This window comes from Streptomyces sp. NPDC052225 (genome assembly GCF_040679615.1).
Taxonomy (GTDB): Bacteria; Actinomycetota; Actinomycetes; order Streptomycetales; family Streptomycetaceae; genus Streptomyces.
Genome location: NZ_JBFAVD010000030.1, coordinates 35,282 through 58,910 on the forward strand (window position 1 = coordinate 35,282; position 23,629 = coordinate 58,910).

Consider the following 23,629-nt stretch of genomic DNA (forward strand, 5'->3'; position numbering starts at 1 on the left):
GTCTATGGGTGAAAAGACCGTGACGACACTGGAAGGCCGACAGGGGCCCACCACCTCACCCATCGCGGAGGACCGGGTCGGGCGTCGCTTCCGCACGCCGCGGCGGCCCCGGTTCTGGTTCGAGATCCTTCTGATCGCGGTGAGTTACTGGACGTACTCCCTGATCCGCAACGCGGTCCCGGAGCAGAAGACCCAGGCCCTGAGCAACGCCGACTGGATCTGGCAGCTCGAGCACCACCTCGGGATCGCCGTCGAGCAGAGCGTCAACCATGCCGTGAACTCGGTGACTTGGCTCATCGTCGGCATGAACTACTACTACGCCACGCTCCATTTCGTGGTCACGCTCGGTGTGCTGGTGTGGCTGTTCCGCTACCACCCGGGGCGGTACGCGGCGACGCGTCTCGTCCTGTTCGCGACGACGGCGGTCGCCCTCGTCGGCTACTACTTCTATCCGCTCGCGCCGCCCCGCCTGATGACCGGCGGGCACTTCGTCGATACGGTCGCCGCGCACCAGACCTGGGGCTCGATGGCGTCCGGCAATCTGAAGAACATGTCGAACCAGTACGCGGCGATGCCGTCGATGCACATCGGCTGGTCGCTGTGGTGCGGGCTGACGATCTTCGCGCTCGCCTCGGTGCCGTGGGTGCGCGTGCTCGGGCTGCTCTACCCGGTGGCGACGCTGGTGGTCATCGTGGCGACGGCGAACCACTTCTGGCTGGACGCGGTGGGCGGGATGGTCTGCCTGGCGTTCGGCTTCGCGGTGGCGCGCCTGTGGTACGGCGTGCTGCCGTACCGGCTGCCCAGGTCGGTCGGGCCGTCCCCGGGCACCTTCGGCGGCTCCGGCCGGTCCTACGCCCCGTAGAACCGCTCCTCCACGACGGCTCGCGCCCGCCGCGTGATCCGCCGGTAGTCGTCCAGCATGTCGCCGACGTGCCCGGGGTCGTACCCCAAGTAGCGCCCCACCGCGCCGAGTTCGCGCCCGTCGGAGGGGAACGTGTCGCCCGCGCGGGCGCGTACCAGCATCACCGCGTTGCGGACCCGGGCGGCGAGCACCCATGCCTCGTCCAGTATCGCCGCGTCCTCCGTGGGGAGCAGCCCGGCCGCGCAGGCCGCGGCGAGGGCCTCGCGGGTGCGGGTGGTGCGCAGGCCCGGTTCGGCCCAGCCGTGCTGGAGCTGGAGGAGCTGCACGGTCCACTCGACGTCGGACAGGCCGCCCCGGCCGAGCTTGGTGTGCAGGGTGGGGTCGGCGCCGCGCGGCAGCCGCTCGGACTCCATGCGGGCCTTGAGGCGGCGGATCTCGCGCACGGCGTCGTCCCCGAGGCCCTCGGCCGGGTAGCGCAGCGGGTCGATCAGGTCGATGAAGGCGCGCCCGAGCTCCTCGTCGCCCGCGACGTGCTGGGCCCGCAGCAGCGCCTGTGACTCCCAGACGAGGGACCAGCGGCGGTAGTAGGCCTCGTAGGACTTCAGGGTGCGCACCATCGGGCCCGACTTGCCCTCGGGGCGCAGGTCGGCGTCGATGAGGAGCGGCGGGTCGGCGCTGGGCAGGGCGAGCAGGCGGCGCATCTCGGCGACGACCTTGTTCGCGGCCTGCGCGGCCTCCTGGTCGCCGACGCCGTCGCGCGGCTCGTGCACGAACAGGACGTCGGCGTCGGAGCCGTAGCTGAGTTCGTGGCCGCCGAAGCGGCCCATGGCGATGATCGCGAAGCGGGTGGGCAGGGTGTCGCCCCAGCCCTCGCGGACGACGGCGCGCAGCGTGCCCGCCAGGGTCGCCGCCGTCAGATCGGACACGGCGCCGCCGACCCGGTCGACGAGCGCGCCCTGATCAGCGACGACGGGCTGGTCCTCGGTGCCGTACGAGGCGACGATGTCGGCGGCCGTCGTACGGAACAGCTCCCTGCGGCGGACCCCGCGCGCCGCGACCACGGCCTGCTCGGCGCCGGTGGCGCGGCCGACCGCGGCGAGCACCTCCTGCTCCAGCTGGGCGTGGTCGCGCGGCTCGAGACCCTGGGGGGCGCCGAGCAGGGCGACGGCTTCCGGGGCGCGCATGAGGAGGTCGGGGGCGAGGCGTCCCGCGGACAGGACGCGGGCGAGGTTCTCGGCGGCGGCGCCCTCGTCGCGCAGCAGCCGCAGGTACCAGGGCGTCTTGCCGAGCGCGTCGGAGACCTTGCGGAAGTTGAGCAGTCCCGCGTCCGGGTCCGCCGAGTCAGCGAACCAGCCGAGCAGCACCGGGAGCAGGGTGCGCTGGATGGCGGCCTTGCGGCTGACGCCGGACGCGAGGGCCTCCAGGTGACGCAGGGCGGCGCTGGGGTCGGCGTAGCCGAGGGCGACGAGCCGCTCGCGGGCGGCCTCGGTGCTCAACCGGATCTCGCCGGGCGCGAGTTGGGCGACGGCGTCGAGCAGCGGGCGGTAGAACAGCTTCTCGTGCAGCCGGCGGACGACCGAAGTGTGCCGCTTCCAGGCGCGGTTGAGGTCCGTGAGCGGTTCGGTGCGCATGCCCATCGAGCGGCCGATGCGCCGCAGGTCGGCCTCGTCCTCGGGGACGAGGTGGGTGCGCCGCAGCTTGTAGAGCTGGATGCGGTGTTCGAGCGTACGCAGGAAGCGGTACGCGTCGTCGAGCTGGACGGCGTCGACCCGGCCCACGTAGCCGCCGTCGGCGAGGGCCGCGAGCGCGTCGAGGGTGGTGCCGCTGCGCAGCGACGCGTCGGAGCGGCCGTGCACCAATTGCAGGAGCTGGACGGCGAATTCGACGTCGCGCAGGCCGCCGGGCCCGAGCTTCAGTTCGCGCTCGACCTCGCCGGCCGGGATGTTCTCGACGACCCGCTTGCGCATCTTCTGCACGTCGGGCACGAAGTTCTCGCGCTCGGCGGCCTGCCACACGAGCGGTGAGACGGCGGCCAGGTACTCCTCGCCGAGTTCCGGGTCGCCGGCCACCGGGCGGGCCTTGAGCAGCGCCTGGAACTCCCAGGTCTTGGCCCAGCGCTGGTAGTAGGCGAGGTGGGAGGAGAGGCTGCGCACGAGCGGGCCGTTGCGCCCCTCGGGGCGCAGGTTCGCGTCGACCGGCCAGATGGTGCCCTCGACGGTCGTCTCGGAGCAGATCCGCATCATGTGCGAGGCCAGCCGGGTCGCGGCCTGGATCGCCTTGCCCTCGTCGGCGCCCTCACCGCCCTCGATGGACTCGCCGACGAAGATGACGTCGACGTCGGAGACGTAGTTCAGCTCGTGGCCGCCGCACTTGCCCATCGCGATCACGGCGAGCCTGCACTGCGCGGCGTCGGCGGGCGCGGCGGAGCGGGCGATGGCGAGGGCCGCGCGCAGCGTCGCGGTCGCCAGGTCGGCGAGTTCGGCGGCGGTCTGCACTATGTCGGTCGTGCCGCACACGTCGCGCGCGGCGATGGACAGCAGACAGCGCCGGTAGGCGACGCGCAGCGACACCGGGTCGGTGGCGTCGGCGAGGCCGCGCTCGAACTCCTCGACGCCGGGGTGCAGGTCGCTCGGCTCGTACGTGACGAGGGCCTGCCAGTCGGTGGGGTGGCGGGCGAGGTGGTCGGCGAGGGCCTCGGAGGCGCCGAGCACGCCGAGCAGCCGGTCGCGCAGCGGCTTCGCGGTGATGAGTGTGTCGAGGAGTTCGCGGCGGCCCGCACCGTCGGTGGCGACCCGGTCCTGCGCCTCGACGAGCCGGACCAGGCCGAGCAGCGCGAGATCGGGGTCGGCGGTGGCGCCGAGCGCGTCCAGGAGCAGCGGGTCGGAGCGCACGGCGGACAGGGCGGGGGCGTCGAGCAGCCGCTCGGCGCCGGACGGGTCGGTGAACCCGTGCCGCAGCAGGCGGGTGAAGGTACTGCTCCGTCGCCCTTGCGGCACCGACATTCCCGGCCTCCTGTTCGATCACACACTGGTCATGAGCGTACTGCCGTCCGGCCGGTGCCGATGAGTCGCGCCGGGGTGCAGAGTCGTTCCTACGAACCGGAGCTCTGGAAGGGGCGAGCCGTGGAATGGACCCTCGAAGTGATCGTGGTCCCCGTCTCCGACGTGGACCGTGCCAAGGAGTTCTACGCCGACCGGGTGGGCTTCAAGGTCGACCTGGACAGCCGCGTCGCGCCGGGCATCCGCATCGTGCAGCTGACACCGCCGGGTTCGCGCTGCTCCATCGCGCTGACCGAGGGCCTGCCCGGCGCTCCCGGCCGGCCGCCGATGGAGCCGGGGTCGCTGACCGGGCTCCAGGTGTGCGTGACCGACATCGCGGCGGCCCGTGAGGAGCTGGTGGGGCGGGGCGTCGAGGTGAGCGCGGTGCAGCACGCGGGCGCGGGCGGCTGGGAGGAGGGTCCCGGGGAGGCCTGGAACTCCTTCATGTTCTTCCAGGACCCGGACGGCAACGGCTGGACGGTGCAGGAGGCGCCGTCGCCGCTGGCGGAGCGGTAGGGGGAAACGGTGGCCGGTAGCCGGAAGCGGTGGCCGGTAGCGGGAAGCGGTAGCCGTTAGCCCGTAGCGGGAAGCGTTCACCCACGCTTCACCCGGTGGTCCCGGACGACGTGACACGGAGCGTTCTTGGCGTGTGCATGCTCTGCCTGCACACGCCAAGCTCCCCCACATCGGAGGTCACACGTGCCCGGCAGCTCACTCCTCGCTCGCGTCCGCGGCAAGGCCGTCGCCTCGACGCTGGCCCTCGCGGCGGCCGCCACCGGCAGCTGGCTCGCGCTCACCGGCACCTCCCCCGCGCACGCCGCGGCGAGTGTCCCCACCCCCGACCACACGGTCGTCGTGGTCTTCGAGAACCACGCGTACAGCCAGGTCATCGGCTCGTCCAGCGCCCCCTACATCAACAGCCTGCGCACCGGCGGCGCCAACCTCACGGCCTCGTACGCCGAGACGCACCCCAGCCAGCCGAACTACTTCGCCCTGTTCTCCGGCTCCACCCAGGGCATCACCGACGACAGCTGCTACACGCCCGGCTTCTCCTCCGCCCCGAACCTGGCCTCGGAGCTGATCGCCGCCGGCACGACGTGGGGCAGCTACAACGAGGGCCTGCCGAGCCAGGGTTCGACCACCTGCTCGTCCGGCGACTACGCCCGCAAGCACAATCCGTGGTTCGGGTTCAGCAACGTACCGACGTCGTCTGCGAAGACCTTCGCCCAGTTCCCGACGGACTACTCCACGCTCCCCCAGGTCTCCTTCGTCGTGCCCGACCTGTGCAGCGACATGCACGACTGCTCGGTGTCGACCGGCGACACCTGGCTGAAGAACAAGCTGAGCGCGTACGCGAGTTGGGCCAAGACGCACAACAGCCTGCTGGTCGTCACGTTCGACGAGGACAACCGGCTCAGCGGCAACAAGATCCCGACCGTCCTGTACGGGCAGCAGGTCACGCCCGGCTCGACGTCCTCGACCACGTACAACCACTACGACCTGCTGCGCACGATCGAGGACATGCACGGTCTGACGACGCACGCGGGCAACGCGGCGTCGGCCAAGGACATCACCGGCGTCTGGACCTCGTGACATGTACGTAGCGGACAGCCGCGCCGCAGCGCCGGCGCCGACGTCCGCGGAGCCCGCCACCCGGCCCGGTGCCGGGCGGCGGCGCGCCGTGGGTTCCACCGTGTTCGCGCTCGGCACGGTCAGTCTGATCACCGATGTGTCGTCGGAGATGGTCACGGCGGTGCTGCCGCTGTACCTGGTCGCGGGGCTCGGCCTGAGCCCGCTCGGCTTCGGCCTCCTGGACGGCGTCCACAACGGCTTCTCGGCGCTGGTGCGGCTGGCCGGCGGCCGGTTCGCGGACGGCGGGGGCGGGCGGCACAAGACGGTGGCGGTGCTCGGTTACGGGCTGTCGGCGCTGTGCAAACCCCTTCTGCTCCTTGCGAGTTCAGTGCCGTCGATCGGCGCGGTGCTCGCGGCGGACCGCACCGGCAAGGGCCTGCGCACCGCTCCGCGCGACGCGCTGATCTCCCTGTCGAGCACGCCCGAGGCGCGCGGCCGGGCGTTCGGGGTGCACCGGGCGATGGACACGGCGGGGGCGCTGCTCGGACCGCTGGCGGCGTTCCTGATCCTGCGCCGGACCGTGGACGGGTACGACGCGGTGTTCACGGTCAGTTTCTGCGTGGCGGCGCTCGGCGTGCTCGTCCTCGTCCTGTTCGTCCCGCGCGGCGCACGGCCGACGACGACGCCCCCGCCTGCGCGGCGACACGGCCGCCCGTCCCCGGCGCTGCTCCGCATCACGCTGTGCGCCACGCTGCTCGGCCTCGCGACCGTCAGCGACGCCTTCGTCTACCTGATCCTCCAGCGCCAACTGGGCGTCCCCGAACGGTGGTTCGCACTCCTTCCGCTCGGCACGGCGGCCGCGTTCCTGCTGCTCGCCGCCCCGCTGGGCCGCCTTTCCGACCGGGTCGGCGCCTGGCCCGTCTTCCTCGGCGGGCATGTCGCCCTGCTCGCCGTGTACGGGCTTCTGCTCACCCACGCGCACACCGCGTGGCTCCCCTATGCCGTGCTGCTCCTGCACGGCACGTTCTACGCGGCGACCGACGGCGTCCTGATGGCGGCCGCCTCGGCGGGCCTGTCCGAGGCGCGACGCTCGTCGGGCCTCGCGGTCGTGCAGACCGGGCAGGCGGCGGCCCGGTTCGGCTGCTCGCTCGGGTTCGGCGCGGCGTGGACCGCGTGGGGCGACCGCACGGCCCTCGCCGTCGCCGCCGTCCTGCTCGCCGTGTGCGCCCTGGTCGCGTACGGGCTGCGCCCCCATCCCCGTACCACGGAAGTGAACGCATGACGACGCGCGGCAAGTTCACGATCCTCCTGGCCGCGGTGCTCGCCCTCGCGGCGGTGGCGACCGCCGCCGTGCTGCACGCGTCGGCCCGCGCCGACCACCGCGACCAGGCCGCCCCCGGCGGCCCCCGGGTCACCACAGGCCGAGTCCAACTCACCTCCGGCGTCCGGCACTTGATATTCCGCAACATGGCCTGGGGCCCGCACCGAGACGAACTGGCGACGACCTCACCGACTGCACCCTCGGCCACCCGCACCACGACATCCACCGGCCTCAAATGCCTCCGCTTCTACGCGAGTTCAGGAACGGGCATCTGCCTCCAGGCGGTCCACGGGGCACTGTCGGACACGTACCGGGCCACGGTCCTCGACGCCTCGCTCCACGCGAAGGCCCGCTATCCGGTGCCCGGCATCCCGTCCCGCGCACGGGTGTCGCCGAGCGGGCGGTACGCGGCGTGGACGGCGTTCGTCGGCGGGGACAGTTACGCGGGCACGAACTTCTCGACGCGTACGGCGATCGTCGACACCCGCACCGGAACACTGACGCCGACCCTGGAGTCGTACCGCATCGTCAAGGACGGCCGGCGCTACCGGGCCGCGGACGTCAACTTCTGGGGTGTGACGTTCCGCTCGGACGACCGCCACTTCTACGCGACGCTGGCGACCGGCGGCAGGACGTACCTGGTCCGCGGCGACCTGCGCACGCAGACGGTCACCACGCTCCACGCCAACGTCGAGTGCCCTTCCCTCTCCCCCGACGGCACCCGCATCGCGTACAAGAAGCGGGTACCGGGACTCCCCGCCGACGCGCCCTGGCGCCTGTACGTACTGGACCTGGCCACCATGCGGGAGACGCCGCTGACGGAGACGCGCAGCGTCGACGATCAGGCGGTGTGGAGCGATGCCCGCCACCTCACGTACGCGCTGCCCGGCGACTACGGCGCCGATCTGTACACGGTCCCGGCCGACGGAACAGGAACCCCGCGCCGCCTCCTTACGGCGGCGGTGTCCCCCGCCTACCTTTGACCGATGGACATGACCCTGGAAGTCATCCCCCTGCCCGTCTCCGACGTCGACCGCGCCAAGGCCTTCTACGTCGACAAGGTCGGCTTCCGCTGCGACGTGGACCGCGAGGTGATGCCGGGCGCCCGCATCGTGCAGCTCACGCCACCCGGCTCGGGCTGCTCGATCGTCCTCTTCACCGGCAACCCGATCCCGACGGGGACCCCGTCCCCCGGCACGTACCACGGCATGCAGCTCGTCGTGGCGGACATCAAGGCGGCCCGCGACGAGCTGACCGCCCGCGGCCTGGACATCTCGGAACCGGTGTCCTTCGGACCGGACGACGGCGGCACGTTCATGCACTTCACGGACCCGGACGGCAACGGGTGGGCCATCCAGGAATACCGGAAACGGGCGACTACTCCGTTGCGGGACGCGTTGTAGGGGCTCGGGCCCTCAGGCCAGAAAAGCCGCAGTCGCGTCTGCTCATGACCGAGCAGACGCGACTGCGGCTTTTTCGTGGCTGAGCGCGCAGCGCCCCTTGCGGGGCTACAGAACCGGGAGGTTCTTGCGGAGCTCGAAGGCCGTGACCTCGCTGCGGTACTCCTCCCACTCCTGCTTCTTGTTGCGGAGGAAGAAGTCGTAGACGTGCTCGCCGAGGGTCTCCGCGACCAGTTCCGAGCGCTCCATCAGGGCGATGGCCTCGCCGAGGTTCTGCGGGAGGGGCTCGATGCCCATGGCGCGGCGTTCGGCGTCGGAGAGGGCCCAGACGTCGTCGTCGGCGCCCGGGGGGAGCTCGTAACCCTCTTCGATGCCCTTGAGGCCGGCGGCGAGGAGGACCGCGTAGGTGAGGTACGGGTTGGCGCCGGAGTCGATGGAGCGGACCTCGACGCGGGCCGAGCCGGTCTTGCCGGGCTTGTACATCGGGACACGGATGAGGGCCGAGCGGTTGTTGTGGCCCCAGCAGATGTACGAGGGGGCCTCGCCGCCGGCGCCGGCGGTGCGCTCGGAGCCGCCCCAGATGCGCTTGTAGGAGTTGACCCACTGGTTGGTGACCGCGGAGATCTCGGCGGCGTGCTTCAGCAGGCCGGCGATGAACGAGCGGCCCACCTTGGAGAGTTGGTACTCGGAGCCCGACTCGTAGAAGGCGTTGCGGTCGCCCTCGAAGAGGGAGAGGTGGGTGTGCATGCCCGAGCCGGGGTGCTCGGAGAACGGCTTCGGCATGAAGGTGGCCTGGACGCCCTGTTCGAGGGCGACCTGCTTCATGACCAGGCGGAACGTCATGATGTTGTCCGCCGTGGAGAGCGCGTCGGCGTAGCGGAGGTCGATCTCCTGCTGACCCGGGGCGCCCTCGTGGTGGGAGAACTCGACCGAGATGCCCATGGATTCGAGCATGGTGATCGCCTGGCGGCGGAAGTCCATGCCCACGTTCTGCGGGGTGTGGTCGAAGTAGCCGGAGTTGTCGGCGGGGGTGGGGCGCGAGCCGTCGAGCGGCTTGTCCTTGAGGAGGAAGAACTCGATCTCGGGGTGGGTGTAGAAGGTGAAGCCGAGGTCGGAGGTCTTGGCCAGGGCGCGCTTCAGCACGTAGCGCGGGTCGGCGAAGGACGGGGAGCCGTCGGGCATCAGGATGTCGCAGAACATGCGGGCGGTACCGGGGGCCTCCGCGCGCCACGGCAGGACCTGGAACGTGCCCGGGTCCGGCTTCGCGATCATGTCGGACTCGTAGACCCGGGCGAAGCCCTCGATCGCCGAGCCGTCGAAACCGATGCCCTCGTCGAAGGCCTGCTCCAGCTCGGCCGGGGCCACGGCCACCGACTTGAGGAAGCCCAGCACGTCCGTGAACCACAGACGTACGAACCGGATGTCGCGCTCCTCCAGGGTCCGGAGCACGAATTCCTGCTGCTTGTCCATCTTCCGCTTCCACCCATCCTTGCTGGTCAGGCCGCCTGCTCCCATGCCGCCGATCAGGCCTGGTCACATCCCACCACACGCCGGTTTCGTGCGCGTTGCCGACCTTGATCATCCTTGACCGGCCGGTGTTGTGTTCATAGTGCCTGCTGCACCCCTTCCGGCCATAGTGCCTGCCGTGCGCAGCGGCCGGGACACCACCTCCCCCCGCCCCGTTTTCCGCACTACGATCAGCGGGCTCGCCTGCCTCATCCGTCACCGGCCGTTGCGGTCCGTCGCCAGAAGGACACTCCATGGGTTCCGCGAAGAACGCGAAGAACACGTCCACCGCGTCCCGCAAGGACCGCATAGAGGAGATGCGCCGGGCCGAGCGCGCCCGTGAGCGGCGCGGCCGGATCACGGTCGTGGCCGTGAGCGCGGTCGTCGTGGCGGCGCTGGTCGGCGTCGGCGCGTGGGCCGTGACGAAGGGCGACGACGACTCCGCGTCCGGCACGAGCGACTCCAAGGCCGCCGCCTCCGGGTCCGGGCACTTCTCGTACGACAAGGACGGCGTCGGCACCTGGAGCGGCAAGCTCGCCCGCAACCACGTCGCGAAGGACGTCACCTACCCGATGAACCCGCCGGTGGGCGGCGACCACAACCAGGTCTGGATGAACTGCAACGGCGACGTATACGAAAAGCCCGTCGCCGACGAGAACGCCGTGCACTCCCTCGAGCACGGCGCGGTCTGGGTGACGTACAACGACAAGGCCTCCGACGCCGACGTGAAGGCGCTCGCCGCCAAGGTGAAGAAGACGCCGTACTCGCTGATGAGCCCGGTCGCGGACCAGAAGGACCCGATCATGCTCAGCGCGTGGGGCCACCAGCGGACCGTGAAGAGCGCGTCGGACCCCGCGGTCGCCTCCTTCTTCGCCACGTTCGTGCAGGGCCGGCAGACCCCCGAGCCGGGCGCGGCCTGCACGCAGGGCCTGTCGCAGTGAGGCGTCGTACGACCGGGTGGCTGGTCTCGGCCTGCGCGGCGGTGATCGTCGCGGGCGGCGCGGTCACCTACGCCGTCGCCGACGGGGACGGCGGGCCGAACGATCTGACGGTGCCGGCGGCGGAGTCCGCGGACGCCGGGTTCGCCCGGGACATGGCCGTCCATCACCAGCAGGCCGTCGAGATGGCGTACATCGTGCGTGACCGCACGAAGGACGAGGAGGTCCGCCGCCTCGCCTACGACATCGCGCAGACGCAGGCCAACCAGCGCGGGATGCTGCTCGGCTGGCTCGATCTGTGGGAGCTGCCGAAGGTGTCGGCGAAGCCGCCGATGGCATGGATGGGGATGGCGGACGCCCCGGCCGGTGAGGACGGCGCGCTGATGCCGGGGATGGCGACCGACACGCAGTTGGAAGCGCTGCGTTCGGCGAGCGGCAAGCAGGCCGAGGTGATGTTCCTGCGGCTGATGATCGCGCACCACAAGGGCGGCGTGCACATGGCCGAGGGCTGTGTGCGGCGGTGCGAGGTGGGGGCCGAACGGCGCCTTGCCCGCGGGATGGTGGCGTCGCAGCAGTCGGAGATCGATCTGATGACGGGGATGCTGAAGGAGCGGGGCGCCAAGCCGTAGCGAATGCGCGTGGGCTTCTCAAGCCCCTCAGGTTCTCAAATTGGTTGATTCCGGCCGCACTTGAGACTGTTGTCGATCCGACTTGACGGCTTCTTGATCGTCCCATTCCCCCGGCGTGAACGGTTCCTGACGAGAGTGGGCCCTCTGCGTGTGCATTACACGTGCACCTCACCCAGGGGGTTCCACTCATGAGATCCATCCGCATCGCAGCAACACTCCCGCTCCTTGCCGGTGCTCTCGTCCTCGCCGCTCCGGGCGCCCAGGCCGACGCCGGTGCGGCGCGCGACACCCTCGCCGGCACCAAGCCGCTGTGGGCCACGGGCGCCGCCGACCAGGGTTCCACCGCGAACGGCAGCACCGTCCAGGCCCGCGTCTACCTCGCGGGGCGCGACGCCAAGGGGCTCGCCGCCTACGCCAAGGCCGTCTCCGACCCGTCCTCCGCCTCGTACGGCAAGTACCTGACGGCCAAGCAGGCGCAGGAGCGCTTCGGCGCCACGAAGGAGCAGGTGGCCGAGGTCACCGCGTGGCTGAAGGCCTCGGGCCTGACGGTCACCGGCACCACCGCCCACTACATATCCGTCTCCGGTGACGTGGCGGCGGCGGAGAAGGCGTTCGGTACGCAGCTGCACAACTACACCAAGGGCAGCCACACCTACCGCGCCCCGTCCGCCGCGGCCTCCGTCCCGGCCTCGCTCGACGGCGCCGTGCTGACCGTCACCGGCCTGGACAGCGCCCCGCACAAGGCGACGAAGCAGGACCAACTCCCGCCGCCGGACGCCGTGTTCCGCAACTCCGGTCCGTTCTCCTCGTACTACGGCTCGAACGTCGCGACGACGCTGCCCGACGCCTACGGCACGAAGGTCCCGTATGCCATCAAGGGCTACACCGGCAAGCAGCTGCGCGCCGCCTACGGTGCGGGCAGGGCCACCGGCAAGGGGGTGCGGGTCGCGATCACCGACGCGTACGCCTCTCCGACCATCGCCAAGGACGCGGCGGTGTACGCGGCCAAGCACGGTGACGCGCCGTACGCCAAGGGCCAGTTGAAGCAGGTCCTGCCGAAGAAGTACACGAAGACCGAGGAGTGCGGCGCGGCCGGCTGGTACGGCGAGGAGACCCTCGACGTCGAGGCCGTGCACGCGGTGGCGCCGCAGGCAGGCATCACGTACGTGGGCGCGTCGTCCTGCTACGACGACGATCTGCTCGACTCCCTCAACAAGGTCGTCGACAAGCACCTCGCCGACATCGTCTCCAACTCGTGGGGCGACATCGAGGCGAACCAGACGCCCGAACTGGCGGCCGCCTACGACCAGGTGTTCCAGCTCGGCGCCGTCGAGGGCATCGGCTTCTACTTCTCCTCCGGCGACAACGGCGACAACGTCGCCTCGACCGGCACCAAGCAGGTCGACACGCCCGCCAACTCCGCCTGGGTGACCGCCGTCGGCGGTACGTCCCTCGCTGTCGGCAAGGGCGACACGTACAAGTGGGAGACCGGCTGGGGCACCCTGAAGGCCAACCTGTCGGCGGACGGCACCAGTTGGACCGGCTTCCCGGGCGCGTACACCTCCGGTGCGGGCGGCGGCACCAGCAAGACCGTCGCGCAGCCCTTCTACCAGAAGGGTGTCGTGCCCAACGCGCTGGCCACGGCCAACGGCGGCGTGAACCGTGTCGTGCCGGACATCGCGGCCGTCGGTGACCCCAACACCGGTTTCCTGGTGGGCCAGACGCAGACGCTGCCCGACGGGTCGCAGGCCTACGACGAGTACCGCATCGGTGGTACGTCGCTGGCGGCGCCGGTGATCGCGGGCGTGCAGGCGCTGGCGCAGCAGACCCGCGGGGGCGCTCCGCTGGGCTTCGCGAACCCGGCGATCTACGCCCGTTACGGGTCGCCGCTGTACCACGACGTGACGGACAAGCCGACCGGGACGGATCTCGCCGTGGCCCGGGTGGACTTCGCGAACTCCTACGACGCGTCGGAGGGGCTGCTCACGTCGGTTCGCAGCCTGGGTAAGGACGCTTCGCTGAAGGCGGTTCGGGGCTACGACGACGTCACCGGGGTCGGGTCGCCGGCGCCGGGGTACGTGTCGTCGTTCCGGCGCCACTGATCTGCCGGGTTTCTGTTGAGTGGCGGCTGCGGCGTGCGTCGTGGCTGGTCGCGCAGTTCCCCGCGCCCCTGAGATGCGCACTTCGTGCGCCATCTCAGGGGCGCGTCCCATCGGGGAAATGCGACGCGAAGCGTCTGCATTTCAGGGGCGCGGGGAACTGCGCGGGTGACCCCCACCGGACCCGCAGCCGCCCCACCTAGCGAACCCGGCAGATCAAGGCGCCTCCCGCACCAACCGGAGGTCGTCGCACCAGGAACGCCCCGCCCCGGCCCGCGCATAGCAGTACACCGTGGCCCGCGTCGCACTCGCCCCCGTGGTGAACGAGATGGACCCGCCCCGCCACTGCGTGCCGGAGAAGACCGGGGCCCGCGTCTCCGTGCCGCCGAAGTTCTTGGCGCCCAGGGCGAGTTGGGTGTCGTAGGAGTCGACGCGGCCCCAGCCGGACAGGACGTACGTCGTGTTCGGCTGCACGGTGACGATCTGCTCGGCGGAGGCGGGGGACCCGGTGAGGCGGGCCGCGTAACCACCCGCGTGCGGCGACGTGGTGTCGGCCGTGAGGCTCGTCGAACCGGTCCAGGGCGCCGTGGTCCCGGACTCGAAGCCGCCGTTGGCGACGAGGTTCGTCCCCGCGCAGGCCGCGTCGTCGAACGCCGAGACCTGGAACGCGCCGATGTCGGGGCGGCAGGCGGCCGGGGTCGCGGCGCCCGCGTAGTCGTGGCCGCCGTTGTCGGGCGTGGCGAGGCCCCGGGCGAGGGCGGGCGAGCCGGTGCCCGGCCGGTAGTCGAGCGGGTCGGTGGACGTGGCGTCCGTCAGCCGCGGGTCGGCCGTGATCTTGCCGGGGTCGGCGGGCTCGGAGGCCGGGTGGTTGCCGTGGATCACGTTGTCGCGCCAGGTGTGGTCGGCGGCCGTGTAGCCGGAGCCGCCCCAGCCGCCGCTGCCCCGGTTGAGGATGATGTTGTTGCTCCACAGAGTGGTGGACGTGCCGCCGCCGTCCTCGACGACCGCTGTCGTGCCGCCCTGCGGCAGCGCGAAGACGTTGTTGTACAGGTGCGCGCCCGCGTCGCCGACCGCGTACAGGATGCGCGAGCCGTCGTTGACGGAGACGTTGTGACGGGCCACGGTGCCCGCCGTGTTCGCGCCCGAGCCGCACGCCCCGCACAGCAGCAGGAAGCCGCCCTCGTTGTCGTGCGTGTAGTTGTACTGGAAGATCGCGCCCCGGGTGCCGAAGTCGGCGTCGAAGGCCATGCCGTCGTTGAGGCCCGGCCTGCGGACGTGGTGGACCTCGTTGTACTGGAAGACGGTGCGGTCGCTGTTGATGGTCCAGAAGCCGGCGTTGTTGCCCGCCGAGCGCATCCAGATGTCGTAGCCCTCGTTGTGCTCGACCAGCGCGTCGCGGGTGACGCGGACGACCATGCCGTCGCCGCCGATGTCGTGGATCTCGTTGCCGCGGAAGACGACGTTCGTGTTCGCCGTCCACGCCGGGCCCGATGAACAGCCGTAGATGGTGCGGCAGTTCCACGACGACATGGTGGTCAGGCCCTCGCGGTCGACCTTGCGGATCTCGCTGTTCTGGACGAGGACGTCGTCGAAGCGGGTCGGGGTCGTGGTGCCGGAGACGCGGAACTGGATGCCGTTGCTGTTCTTGGTGTCGCCGCCGTTGACGTCGTGGACGTAGACGTCGTCGAGGACGTAGTGGGTGCCGGTGCCGTGGTCGGCCAGCTCGACCAGGATGCCGTTGCGTTCGGCGTCCGTGGCGCCCTGGTTCGTGACTTCGAGGCCGCGGATCTCCCACTGCTCGACGTTCAGGAGGTGGATGCCCGCGTAGACGGCGCCGCCGCCCGCGATGACGGGGCGCGCGCTGCCCGTGCCGTACGGGGCGACGCGCACCGGCGTGCCCGCCGCGCCCGAGCCGTGCGGCGCGAACTGGCCCCGGCAGGTGGCGCCGCGCTTGAAGAGGACGCGGTCGCCGGGGCCGAAGTCCACGGCGTTCACGGCGGCAAGGCTGTTGAAGGGGGCGGCTGAGCTGCCGTTCCCCGCGGCCGTGGCCGAGCAGTCGACGTAGGTGTCGGTGCCGGAGGCCCGCGCGGACGCCGGGCCCGCGAGACCCGTCAGGGCCAGCGCGATCCCCGCGGCGCACGCGGCGAGCCCGCGCAGCGGTCTGGTGGTGCGGATGCGACTCATGGGTGCTCCTCACTCCTCATGACAACTTCCAGCAATGTCTCGCTACTTGCGCTCACTCCTGGTCACGCGCGTACTCGTGCTCGTGCCCCTACGCGTACTCACGCGACCCGCAACAGATCCCCCCGGTCGACCCGCCCGGCCGGCTCCCGCCCGGACACGTACCGCTCGACCTCCTCGACCGCGTACACGCCGAGCCGCCGCACCTCGCTGCCCTGGGCCCCGGCGATGTGCGGGGTCACCAGCACGTTCGGCAGGGTGAGCAGCGGATGCCCCGCGGGCAGCGGTTCCGGGGTCGTGACGTCCAGGTAGGCCGACAGGCGTCCCGTGCCGCACTCCGCGGCCAGCGCGTCCGTGTCGACCAGCGAACCCCGCGCCGTGTTGATCACCGTGCCGCCGTCCGGGATGAGCCGCAGCATCCGCGCGCTCAACATGCCCCGGGTCGCGGGCAGTTCGGGCGCGTGCACACTGACCACCGAACTGCGCCGGCACAGCTCGGCGAGGTCCACGAGTTCCACCCCGAGGCGTGCCGCGCCGCCCGCGTCGACGAACGGGTCGCACAGCAGCACCCGGTATCCCGCCGGGTCGGCGCGCAGCGCCTCGATCACCCGGCGCCCGATCCGCGAGGCACCGATCACCCCGACGACCCGCCCGTCCGCGCCGTCCCGCTCCGTGAAGCGGGGCCAGGCCCGTGCGTACCCGGCGGCGGTGGCGAGCGCGCCCTTCGCCGCGAAGGTGACCGCGGCGAGGGTGAAGGCGACGACCGGGCCCGCGTTCGCGTCGGCGGCCGAGGAGACGAGCAGCCCGCGCTCCCACACCGCGTCCGTGACGATGGGCCTGACCGACCCGGCGGCATGGATCACCGCCCTCAACGCGGGTGCCCGGGCGAGGACTTGGGCGGTGAGCGGCGGGCAGTCCCAGCCGGTGACGAGCACTTCCGCCGCGCCCAGGGCCCGCGCCGCGTCCGGCCCGTCGAGCGGTCCCGTCAGCGGCGGGCCCGCCAGCTCGACACTCCGGGCAAGTCGTTCGCGCAGCTCGGGCGGGAAGACCCGCTCCACCACCTGGGCCCCCATGGCCAGTACCGCTGTCGGCCGGTCCGCCGTCACGCGCTCCCACCCTTCATCACTGAACCTTACTGAAGCTTCATCACTGAAACCGGTTACACGAAGTACCCCGGAGGCTAGGGCTGCGGCGCCTCAGTGGTCAAGAGAACACAGGACCAAGGGGGTTGACCGCCCGATGCAACCGTTTTAGATTCCGCTCACCTTGTTCCAACGACGGAGGGGTTTCCGTGCCCACGGTGGCGAAGGAAAGGCCCGATACCGGGGCGGTGGAGCCCTCCGGTGGGCCGCAAAACGGGGCAACTGCCCACATAGCTCGGCGAGATACGAAGTGGAAACGGTTTCGGAGCAGCAGAACCCTGTTGCTGCTCATGCTTCCGGGCCTCGCGTACTTCCTGGTCTTCCACTACGGCGCCTTCCTCGGCAACGCGGTGGCGTTCAAGGAGTACGACCCGTTCGCCGGGCTGTGGGGCAGCCCCTGGGTCGGGTTCGGCAACTTCAGCCGGATGTTCGGCGACGCGGACTTCTGGCACGCGACGTGGAACACGCTCTACATCGCCGTGCTCCAGCTGGTGTTCTACTTCCCGGTGCCGCTCGCGATCGCGCTGCTCCTACACAGCCTGACCTCGGACCTGCTGCGCCGCTTCGTGCAGTCCGTGGTCTACCTGCCGCACTTCCTGTCGTGGGTGATCGTCGTCGCCCTGTTCCAGCAAGTCCTGTCCGACACGGGCATGTTGAACAGCTTCCTGGGCGACAGCGGCCTGCACACCGTCGACATCATCGGCAACCCGGACGCCTACCGGCCGCTCGTCGTCGCCGAGGTGATCTGGAAGGACGCCGGCTGGGGCACGATCATCTTCCTCGCCGCGCTGATGCAGGTCGACGAGCAGCAGTACGAGGCCGCCGCCATCGACGGGGCGGGGCCCTGGCGCCGCTTCTGGCACGTGACGCTGCCGTCGATCCGGCCGATCGTCGTGCTGCTCCTGATCATGCGGCTCGGCGACATCCTCTCCGTCGGCTTCGAACAGATGCTGCTGCAACGGCAGTCGGTGGGCCCGGAGGTCGGCGAGGTCCTCGACACCTTCGTCTTCTGGCAGGGCATCGTCGGCGGCGACATCGGCTACGCCACCGCGGCCGGACTCTTCAAGGGCCTGGTGGGCGCGCTCCTGGTCTTCGTCGCCAACCGCATCGCGCACAAGCTCGGCGAGCAGGGGGTCTACAAGTGAGCAGCGCAGTCCGTCCCGCGTGGATGGAGAAGCCGAAACCCGTCACGCAGGCCGCCAAGGGCCTGGCCGTCCTCGCGCTCCTCGCGCTCGTCCTCGTACCGTTCCTGGTGATCGTCTCCACCTCCCTCGCCTCCAACAAGGAGGTCGTCGCCAACGGCGGCTGGGTGCTGTGGCCCACGGAGCCGACGCTGCGCGCGTACGAGAACATCCTCAGCGGCGGCATCGTGACGAAGGCGCTCGGCGTGAGCGTCGGCATCACCGCCGTCGGCACGCTGCTCTCCCTCGCCTGCACCGCGTTCCTCGCCTACGCCCTCAGCCGCCCCGGCGTCTTCGGCGGCAAGCCCGTCCTGCTCCTGATCCTGTTCACGTTCCTCTTCCCGCCCGGCATGATCCCGGCGTTCCTGCTGGTGAAGGGGCTCGGCCTGGAGAACATGTACGCGGCGCTCGTCGCACCCGTCCTCATCAACGTCTTCAACCTGATCGTGCTGCGCGGCTTCTTCCAGGGGATCCCCGAGGAGCTGTACGAGGCGGCGCGGCTCGACGGGGCCGGGGACTGGACGACGTTCTGGCGGATCGCGCTGCCGCTGTCGAAGGCCGCGCTCGCGGTCGTCGGCCTGTTCTACGCGGTCAGCTACTGGAACTCGTGGTTCACCGCGTCGATCTACCTGGAGTCCGACCACTGGCCGCTCTCCCAGGTGCTGCGCACGTACGTCATCGGGGGTGCGCAGATCGCCGACTCGGGGCTGAGCGAGGCCGGGATGGTCTCCGCCCCGCAGACGACGCAGATGGCGGTGCTCGTGATCGCCGTGGTGCCGATCCTCGTCGTCTACCCCTTCCTCCAGAAGTACTTCACCAAGGGCGTGCTCACCGGCGCCATCAAGAGCTGAGCCCCCACCCCGCTCCTCTCCCCCCCTCATCCACTCCCGGTCAACTTCCTTTAGCCGAAGGGCCCTTCACCATGTCCGCTTCCGGAATCTCGCGCCGCACCCTGCTGCGTTCCATCGCCGTCGGCGGTGCCGCCGTCGCCGCTCCGTCGCTGCTCACCGCCTGCTCCTCGGGCGGCGACACCGGCGGCTCCGTGTCCAACGCGGGCAAGAAGGCCGCGGCCTGGCCCACGTACACCCCGGCCAAGGGCGCGGCGCCGGATCTCGCCGCGACCGCCGAGGGCGTGCAGGCGGGCTTCACGAAGTACCCGGCCGAGCTGGTGAAGGCGATCGCCGAGAAGCCCGGCTCCGGCAAGGAGAAGATCAAGGTCCTCACCATCACGTACGGCACCCCGCCCAAGGGCCCCTCGCAGAACAAGTACTGGGCCGCGGTCAACAAGGCGCTCGGCGTGGAGATCGAGTTCACCGTCGTCCCCGACGCCGACTACCGGGCCAAGATGGCGACGGTGTTCGCGGGCGACGACGTCCCGGACATCATCAACATCGGGGGCGGCTACGTCCTGCCGCGCGAGGCCCAGTTCGTGAAGACCCGCTGCGCCGACCTCACCGAGTACCTCTCCGGCGACGCGGTCAAGGACTACCCGAACCTCGCGGGCATCCCGACGTACGCGTGGGAGGGCATGGGCCGGATCGCCGGCCGCATCTACGGCGTCCCGGTGGAGCGGCCCAAGCCGCAGGACACCCTGTACTTCAACAGCGGCGCCTTCACGAAGGCCGGCTACAAGGCGGGCATGTCCGCCGACGACTTCGCGGCGATGGCCAAGGAGGCGACCGCCGGAAAGAAGTGGGCGCTGGGCGCGTCCGCGACCGCGTACTTCGGGTACAAGACGCACGCCAACTGGTTCGGCGCCCCGAACGAGTTCGCCGTACAGGACGGCAAGGCGGTGCACTTCGGCGGCACCGACGAGTTCAAGGCGATGCTGGAGTACCTGGCGAAGCTGCGGCAGCAGGGCTCGTACTACCCGGAGGCCACCTCGGTCTCGCAGGTCGACCTCAAGACGCAGTTCTGGAACGGCTCCGTGCTCTCCATGACCGACGGGTTCCTCGCCTACCCGGGCGCCGCCCAGGGCATCAAGAACGCCTTCGACCTGGACGCGCTCGTGCCGTACACGGCGGACGGGGTGACCCCCAAGTACCAGCAGAGCAGGGGCAATTTCGGCTACACCGTGATCAAGAAGGCGTCCAAGGACCGGATCAAGCTGATCCTGCGCGTCCTCGACTACCTGGCCGCGCCGTTCGGCACCGAGGAGTACGAGCTCACGCACTTCGGCCTGGAGGGCACGCACTTCGAGCGCGACAAGGACAACAACCCGATCGCGACCGAGCTGGGCCTGGTCGAGTCGAAGGTGAACGTCCCGTTCGCGTACCTGAGCGACGCCCCGCAGGTGCTGTACGCGCCGGGCTTCCCCGACGTCGTCGAGCGGCTGCACGCCTGGCAGCGGAAGGTCGTCCCCACGATGCAGCCCAACATCCGCTTCGGCCTCCAGTCCGACACGTACAACAAGCAGGGCGCGGCCCTCCAGCAGCTGATCGACGACGGGGTCACCGCCGTGGTCTCCGGCCGCAAGAAGGTCTCCGACTGGGACGGCATCTACGCGAAGTGGCAGGCGCAGGGCGGAAAGAAGGTCGTCGACGAGTTCACGAAGGAGTACGCGGCCGCGCACTGACGGACGGGGCGCACCGACGGACACGACGCACGCGATGATGGTGCGGGGCGCCCTGACGGGCGGCCCGCACCAGGGGACCTCAGAAGGAGACACAGTGGGCGAGCGGGCGACGATCCGTGACGTGGCGGCGCGCGCCGGGGTGTCGGTGGCGACCGTGTCCCGGGTCCTCGCGGGCACGTACCCGACCTCGGCGGCCTCGCGCGCCAAGGTGCTGCGCGCGGCCAAGGACCTGGACTACGTGGCCAACGCGCACGCGCGGGCGCTCGCGGGCGCGGGCCGCAAGACCATCGCGGTCCTGATGCTGGACGTCGTCAGCTCGTTCTACGCGGCCGTCGCGCAGGGCGTCGAGCGGGAGGCGGCGCAGCACGACCGGTTCACCCTCGTCGCGTCGACCGGCGCCGATCCGGAGCGCGAGCTGGCCCTCGTACAGATGATGCGCGAGCAGGCCACGGAGGCCGTCGTCCTGGTGGGCGGCGTCGTCGAGGACGCGGAGTACCGGGAGCGGATGGCGCAGTACGCGCAGTCGCTCGCGGCGGCGGGTTCCCGGCTTGTGCTGTGCGGGCGGCCCGCGCCCGCGCCCGACGTGCCGGCGGTCGTCGTGGAGTACGACAACGAGGCGGGCGCGCACGCCGTCACCAGCCATCTGCTCGGCGCGGGCCACCGCAGGATCGCGATGATCGGCTACCAGCCGGGCAACACGACCGGCGAGGCCCGGGTCCGCGGCTATCTGCGGGCTCTGAAGGACCACGGCGTGCCGGCGTCCGACGCGCTGCTGCACGGCATCGGTTTCGGGCAGCACCACGGTTACGAGGCGATGCGCGACCTGCTCGACAAGTGCGACGGCAAGCCGGACTTCACGGCGGTGTTCGCGGGCGACGACCGGGTGGCCGCCGCCGCGATCAAGGTGCTCGCCGAGTACGGCCTGCGGGTGCCCGAGGACATCTCGGTGGTCGGCTACAACGACGACCCGGTCGCCGCCGACATCACCCCGGGCCTGACGACGGTCCACATCCCAGGCGAGGAACTGGGCCGCACCGCGGTCCGCCTGGCCCTCGGCGGCACGAGCCGCACCGGGCAGCGCCGCCAGGTCCTCGGCACCCACATCGTGGTCCGCGACAGCGTGCGGCGTCTCACTCCGTGATGACGGGGTCCCGGTGGTCGGGATGGATCCAGCTCGGCTTGCGGAACTTGAGGAAGGCGGCGGGGGCCGCGATGCCGATCAGCAGCAGGCCGCCGCCGACGATGAGCAGGTAGCGCCACAGCGGCCCGGTGTCGTACTGGTCCGGCGGCACGAACCCGATGACCAGCGCGAGCACCGAGGCCACGAACCCGACGCCCGCGACGAGCGTGACCGCGGGCACGACGAACCCGCGCGGCGCGTCGGGCTGCGTCTTCCGCAGCCGTACGACGGCGATGAACATCAGCAGGTAGGCGACCAGGTAGATCTGGATGGTGATGACGGAGAACATCCAGTACTGGCTGGAGACGTCGTCGCTGAACGCGTACAGGATGCCGATGAGCGTGGTCAGGACGCCCTGGGCGATCATCACGTTCTGCGGGACGCCGTGCTTGTTGAACTTCTGCAGGACCGGCGGCAGATAGCCCTCCTGCCGGGAGAGCAGCACGAGCCCCTTGGCGGGTCCGGCGAGCCAGGTCAGCATGCCGCCGAGCGCCGCGCAGACCAGCATGATGCCGACGATCTTCGTCATCCAGCCGACATGGAAGTGGTCGAAGAACGCCTGGAAGGCCTGCATCAGACCGGCGGTCAGGCTGAGTTCCTCGGACGGCATGACCCAGCTGATGGCGAGCGCCGGGAGGATGAAGATCAGCAGGACGAGGCCGGTGGCGAGGAAGACCGAGCGCGGGTACTCGCCGCGCGGGTTGCGCAGCGACGACACGTGGACGCCGTTCATCTCCATGCCCGCGTAGGACAGGAAGTTGTTGACGATGAGGACGAGGCTGGCCAGGCCCGTCCACGGCGGCAGCCAGTGGCCGGCGGTCATCGGCGCGGCCGACGGGTTGCCCTGTCCGAGGAAGGCGATGCCGAGGACGACGAGGACGACGCCCGGGACGAGCGTGCCGATGATCAGCCCGAGCGAGGAGAGTCCGGCGACGGTCTTGGTGCCGCGCGAGCTGACCCACACCCCGGTCCAGTAGATGACGACGATGCAGATGGCGACGTACAGGCCGTTCTCGGCGAGGCTCGGATGGATGACGTACGCGAACGTGGACGCGACGTAGGCGAGCAGGCTCGGGTAGTAGGCGATGGTCATCGCGAACTGGCACCACACGGCGACGAAGCCGAGCGGTTTGCCGAGCGCCTCGCTGACCCAGCGGTAGATGCCGCCGGTCCAGCCGGAGGCCAGTTCGGCGCCGACGAGGGCGGTGGGCAGCAGGAAGACGAGGGCCGGAAGCAGATACAGGAAGATCGCGGCGAGGCCGTAGATCGCCATCGTGGGCGAGGGGCGCAGGCTCGCCACGGAGGCCGTGGTCATCAGGCCGAGCGTCACCCACGAGATGAACTGCCGCCGGTTTCCGTCGTCACCGGCGACCGCGTCACCCTGCTCCGTTTTGTCCGTAGTCGTCATGGGGTCATGATCGGCTCAGGCCCCCGGGTGCGCATGTCGTCGCATACCGGGTGGGGGTAGGGTGCTCGCCATGACGACTCCCCCGGCGAAGGGCGGCACCCGCCGCGGACGGCTGCTGCTGTTCGTGGCGCTGCTGCTCGGGATCGTGGGGATGCACACGCTGGGGCATCCGACGTCTTCGCATGCGGATACGGAGATGCGTACGGGGATGACGCACGCGGCGCCGATGCACCCGGTCTCCCCGGCTCCGGCGGCGCACGAGCACGAGATGCCCGGCGGCGGGCACGAGAACGGGAACGGGCACGGCGGCATGGATCCGCTGAGCGTCTGCCTGGCGGTGCTCGGCTCGTTCACGCTGCTGTTGCTGACGGCGGCGGTGCTGCGACCGCTGACGGCGGCGGGCGCGCTCCGCCCGGCGCCGCGCGGCCTGACGTACGCGCACCGCCCGAACCCTCCCCCGCCCCGAACTCTGTTGTCCCGACTGTCGGTTCTGCGAATCTAGACCTGCGCACCGGCCGCTTCGCGCTGCGTTTCTCGCTGCGCGCGGGCGGCAGATGAGTTCGTCTGCACTCCGCACGACACCGACATCGAGGTGCA

19 protein-coding genes are annotated in these 23,629 nt (G+C 70.7%); 14 read left to right on the forward strand and 5 right to left on the reverse strand.

Features of this window, described 5'->3' with window-relative positions:
• Nucleotides 1-4 precede the first annotated feature (4 nt).
• Nucleotides 5-862: a phosphatase PAP2 family protein gene (locus AB0L37_RS32465; protein ID WP_365513567.1), complete on the forward strand. Its 858-nt coding sequence runs from the start codon at nucleotides 5-7 to the stop codon at nucleotides 860-862.
• Here the strand turns inward: AB0L37_RS32465 and AB0L37_RS32470 are convergent.
• On the reverse strand, nucleotides 850-3,864 hold the full coding sequence (locus AB0L37_RS32470; protein ID WP_365513570.1) for a bifunctional [glutamine synthetase] adenylyltransferase/[glutamine synthetase]-adenylyl-L-tyrosine phosphorylase: 3,015 nt from the start codon (nucleotides 3,862-3,864) through the stop codon (nucleotides 850-852). The two genes, AB0L37_RS32465 and AB0L37_RS32470, sit on opposite strands and share 13 nt — an antisense overlap.
• 120 nt (nucleotides 3,865-3,984) lie before the next feature.
• Here AB0L37_RS32470 and AB0L37_RS32475 point away from each other — a divergent pair, with 120 nt between their 5' ends.
• The 5 genes from AB0L37_RS32475 to AB0L37_RS32495 all read left to right on the forward strand — a co-directional run bounded on the left by AB0L37_RS32475 (nucleotide 3,985) and on the right by AB0L37_RS32495 (nucleotide 8,196).
• The gene (locus AB0L37_RS32475; RefSeq protein WP_365513573.1) at nucleotides 3,985-4,416 is read left to right on the forward strand and encodes a VOC family protein; all 432 of its coding nucleotides are present in this window, start codon (nucleotides 3,985-3,987) and stop codon (nucleotides 4,414-4,416) included.
• A 183-nt stretch (nucleotides 4,417-4,599) separates the two neighbouring features.
• On the forward strand, nucleotides 4,600-5,493 hold the full coding sequence (locus tag AB0L37_RS32480; protein ID WP_365513576.1) for an alkaline phosphatase family protein: 894 nt from the start codon (nucleotides 4,600-4,602) through the stop codon (nucleotides 5,491-5,493).
• A 1-nt stretch (nucleotide 5,494) separates the two neighbouring features.
• On the forward strand, nucleotides 5,495-6,754 hold the full coding sequence (locus AB0L37_RS32485) for an MFS transporter (protein WP_365513579.1): 1,260 nt from the start codon (nucleotides 5,495-5,497) through the stop codon (nucleotides 6,752-6,754).
• Nucleotides 6,751-7,776, forward strand: a complete 1,026-nt coding sequence (locus tag AB0L37_RS32490; RefSeq protein ID WP_365513582.1) for a TolB-like translocation protein — start codon at nucleotides 6,751-6,753, stop codon at nucleotides 7,774-7,776. The genes AB0L37_RS32485 and AB0L37_RS32490 overlap by 4 nt, the downstream gene beginning before the upstream one ends.
• A 3-nt stretch (nucleotides 7,777-7,779) precedes the next feature.
• Nucleotides 7,780-8,196, forward strand: coding sequence for a VOC family protein (locus AB0L37_RS32495; protein WP_365513585.1), 417 nt, complete (start codon nucleotides 7,780-7,782; stop codon nucleotides 8,194-8,196).
• A gap of 105 nt (nucleotides 8,197-8,301) precedes the next feature.
• On the opposite strand, the gene AB0L37_RS32500 is transcribed toward AB0L37_RS32495, so the two are convergent.
• Nucleotides 8,302-9,663, reverse strand: coding sequence for a glutamine synthetase family protein (locus AB0L37_RS32500; protein WP_365513588.1), 1,362 nt, complete (start codon nucleotides 9,661-9,663; stop codon nucleotides 8,302-8,304).
• Between the two features lie 290 nt (nucleotides 9,664-9,953).
• Between AB0L37_RS32500 and AB0L37_RS32505 the strand changes: the two genes are divergently transcribed.
• From AB0L37_RS32505 to AB0L37_RS32515, 3 genes are all read left to right on the forward strand, one after another.
• Nucleotides 9,954-10,640 carry a DUF3105 domain-containing protein gene (locus AB0L37_RS32505; protein ID WP_365513590.1) on the forward strand — a complete coding sequence of 229 codons (687 nt, stop codon included), beginning with the start codon at nucleotides 9,954-9,956 and terminating at the stop codon, nucleotides 10,638-10,640.
• Nucleotides 10,637-11,266 (forward strand): DUF305 domain-containing protein, encoded by a 630-nt coding sequence (locus tag AB0L37_RS32510; protein ID WP_365513593.1) that lies wholly within the window; start codon nucleotides 10,637-10,639, stop codon nucleotides 11,264-11,266. Before AB0L37_RS32505 ends, AB0L37_RS32510 begins: the two co-directional genes overlap by 4 nt.
• A gap of 188 nt (nucleotides 11,267-11,454) precedes the next feature.
• A complete protein-coding gene (locus AB0L37_RS32515) occupies nucleotides 11,455-13,368 on the forward strand; it encodes a S53 family peptidase (protein WP_365513595.1) in 1,914 nt (637 codons plus the stop codon).
• Nucleotides 13,369-13,581: 213 nt separating this feature from the next.
• Here the strand turns inward: AB0L37_RS32515 and AB0L37_RS32520 are convergent, their stop codons facing one another.
• A complete protein-coding gene (locus AB0L37_RS32520) occupies nucleotides 13,582-15,549 on the reverse strand; it encodes a carbohydrate binding domain-containing protein (RefSeq protein ID WP_365513597.1) in 1,968 nt (655 codons plus the stop codon).
• Between the two features lie 98 nt (nucleotides 15,550-15,647).
• Nucleotides 15,648-16,619: a hydroxyacid dehydrogenase gene (locus tag AB0L37_RS32525; RefSeq protein ID WP_365513707.1), complete on the reverse strand. Its 972-nt coding sequence runs from the start codon at nucleotides 16,617-16,619 to the stop codon at nucleotides 15,648-15,650.
• Nucleotides 16,620-16,978: 359 nt separating this feature from the next.
• On the opposite strand from AB0L37_RS32525, the gene AB0L37_RS32530 reads away from it, so the two are divergent.
• The 4 genes from AB0L37_RS32530 to AB0L37_RS32545 all read left to right on the forward strand — a co-directional run bounded on the left by AB0L37_RS32530 (nucleotide 16,979) and on the right by AB0L37_RS32545 (nucleotide 21,585).
• Entirely contained in the window at nucleotides 16,979-17,833 is an 855-nt protein-coding gene (locus AB0L37_RS32530; protein ID WP_365513600.1) for an ABC transporter permease subunit, read from the forward strand.
• Nucleotides 17,830-18,720 carry a carbohydrate ABC transporter permease gene (locus AB0L37_RS32535; RefSeq protein ID WP_365513603.1) on the forward strand — a complete coding sequence of 297 codons (891 nt, stop codon included), beginning with the start codon at nucleotides 17,830-17,832 and terminating at the stop codon, nucleotides 18,718-18,720. Before AB0L37_RS32530 ends, AB0L37_RS32535 begins: the two co-directional genes overlap by 4 nt.
• A 71-nt stretch (nucleotides 18,721-18,791) precedes the next feature.
• Nucleotides 18,792-20,444, forward strand: a complete 1,653-nt coding sequence (locus AB0L37_RS32540; protein WP_365513606.1) for a sugar ABC transporter substrate-binding protein — start codon at nucleotides 18,792-18,794, stop codon at nucleotides 20,442-20,444.
• Nucleotides 20,445-20,538: 94 nt separating this feature from the next.
• Nucleotides 20,539-21,585, forward strand: a complete 1,047-nt coding sequence (locus AB0L37_RS32545) for a LacI family DNA-binding transcriptional regulator (RefSeq protein WP_365513609.1) — start codon at nucleotides 20,539-20,541, stop codon at nucleotides 21,583-21,585.
• Here the strand turns inward: AB0L37_RS32545 and AB0L37_RS32550 are convergent.
• Entirely contained in the window at nucleotides 21,575-23,032 is a 1,458-nt protein-coding gene (locus AB0L37_RS32550; protein WP_365513612.1) for an APC family permease, read from the reverse strand. The genes AB0L37_RS32545 and AB0L37_RS32550 overlap by 11 nt on opposite strands.
• A 70-nt stretch (nucleotides 23,033-23,102) precedes the next feature.
• Between AB0L37_RS32550 and AB0L37_RS32555 the strand changes: the two genes are divergently transcribed.
• A complete protein-coding gene (locus tag AB0L37_RS32555) occupies nucleotides 23,103-23,534 on the forward strand; it encodes a DUF6153 family protein (protein WP_365513615.1) in 432 nt (143 codons plus the stop codon).
• Nucleotides 23,535-23,629 lie beyond the last annotated feature (95 nt).

Coding starts and splice junctions, on each gene's coding strand:
- AB0L37_RS32465 (WP_365513567.1), top strand. CDS start 5: ATGGGTGAAAAGACCGTGACGACACTGGAAGGCCGACAGGGGCCCACC.
- AB0L37_RS32470 (WP_365513570.1), bottom strand. CDS start 3,864: ATGTCGGTGCCGCAAGGGCGACGGAGCAGTACCTTCACCCGCCTGCTG.
- AB0L37_RS32485 (WP_365513579.1), top strand. CDS start 5,495: ATGTACGTAGCGGACAGCCGCGCCGCAGCGCCGGCGCCGACGTCCGCG.
- AB0L37_RS32490 (WP_365513582.1), top strand. CDS start 6,751: ATGACGACGCGCGGCAAGTTCACGATCCTCCTGGCCGCGGTGCTCGCC.
- AB0L37_RS32495 (WP_365513585.1), top strand. CDS start 7,780: ATGGACATGACCCTGGAAGTCATCCCCCTGCCCGTCTCCGACGTCGAC.
- AB0L37_RS32500 (WP_365513588.1), bottom strand. CDS start 9,663: ATGGACAAGCAGCAGGAATTCGTGCTCCGGACCCTGGAGGAGCGCGAC.
- AB0L37_RS32505 (WP_365513590.1), top strand. CDS start 9,954: ATGGGTTCCGCGAAGAACGCGAAGAACACGTCCACCGCGTCCCGCAAG.
- AB0L37_RS32515 (WP_365513595.1), top strand. CDS start 11,455: ATGAGATCCATCCGCATCGCAGCAACACTCCCGCTCCTTGCCGGTGCT.
- AB0L37_RS32520 (WP_365513597.1), bottom strand. CDS start 15,549: ATGAGTCGCATCCGCACCACCAGACCGCTGCGCGGGCTCGCCGCGTGC.
- AB0L37_RS32525 (WP_365513707.1), bottom strand. CDS start 16,619: ATGGGGGCCCAGGTGGTGGAGCGGGTCTTCCCGCCCGAGCTGCGCGAA.
- AB0L37_RS32530 (WP_365513600.1), top strand. CDS start 16,979: ATGCTTCCGGGCCTCGCGTACTTCCTGGTCTTCCACTACGGCGCCTTC.
- AB0L37_RS32540 (WP_365513606.1), top strand. CDS start 18,792: ATGTCCGCTTCCGGAATCTCGCGCCGCACCCTGCTGCGTTCCATCGCC.
- AB0L37_RS32550 (WP_365513612.1), bottom strand. CDS start 23,032: ATGACGACTACGGACAAAACGGAGCAGGGTGACGCGGTCGCCGGTGAC.
- AB0L37_RS32555 (WP_365513615.1), top strand. CDS start 23,103: ATGACGACTCCCCCGGCGAAGGGCGGCACCCGCCGCGGACGGCTGCTG.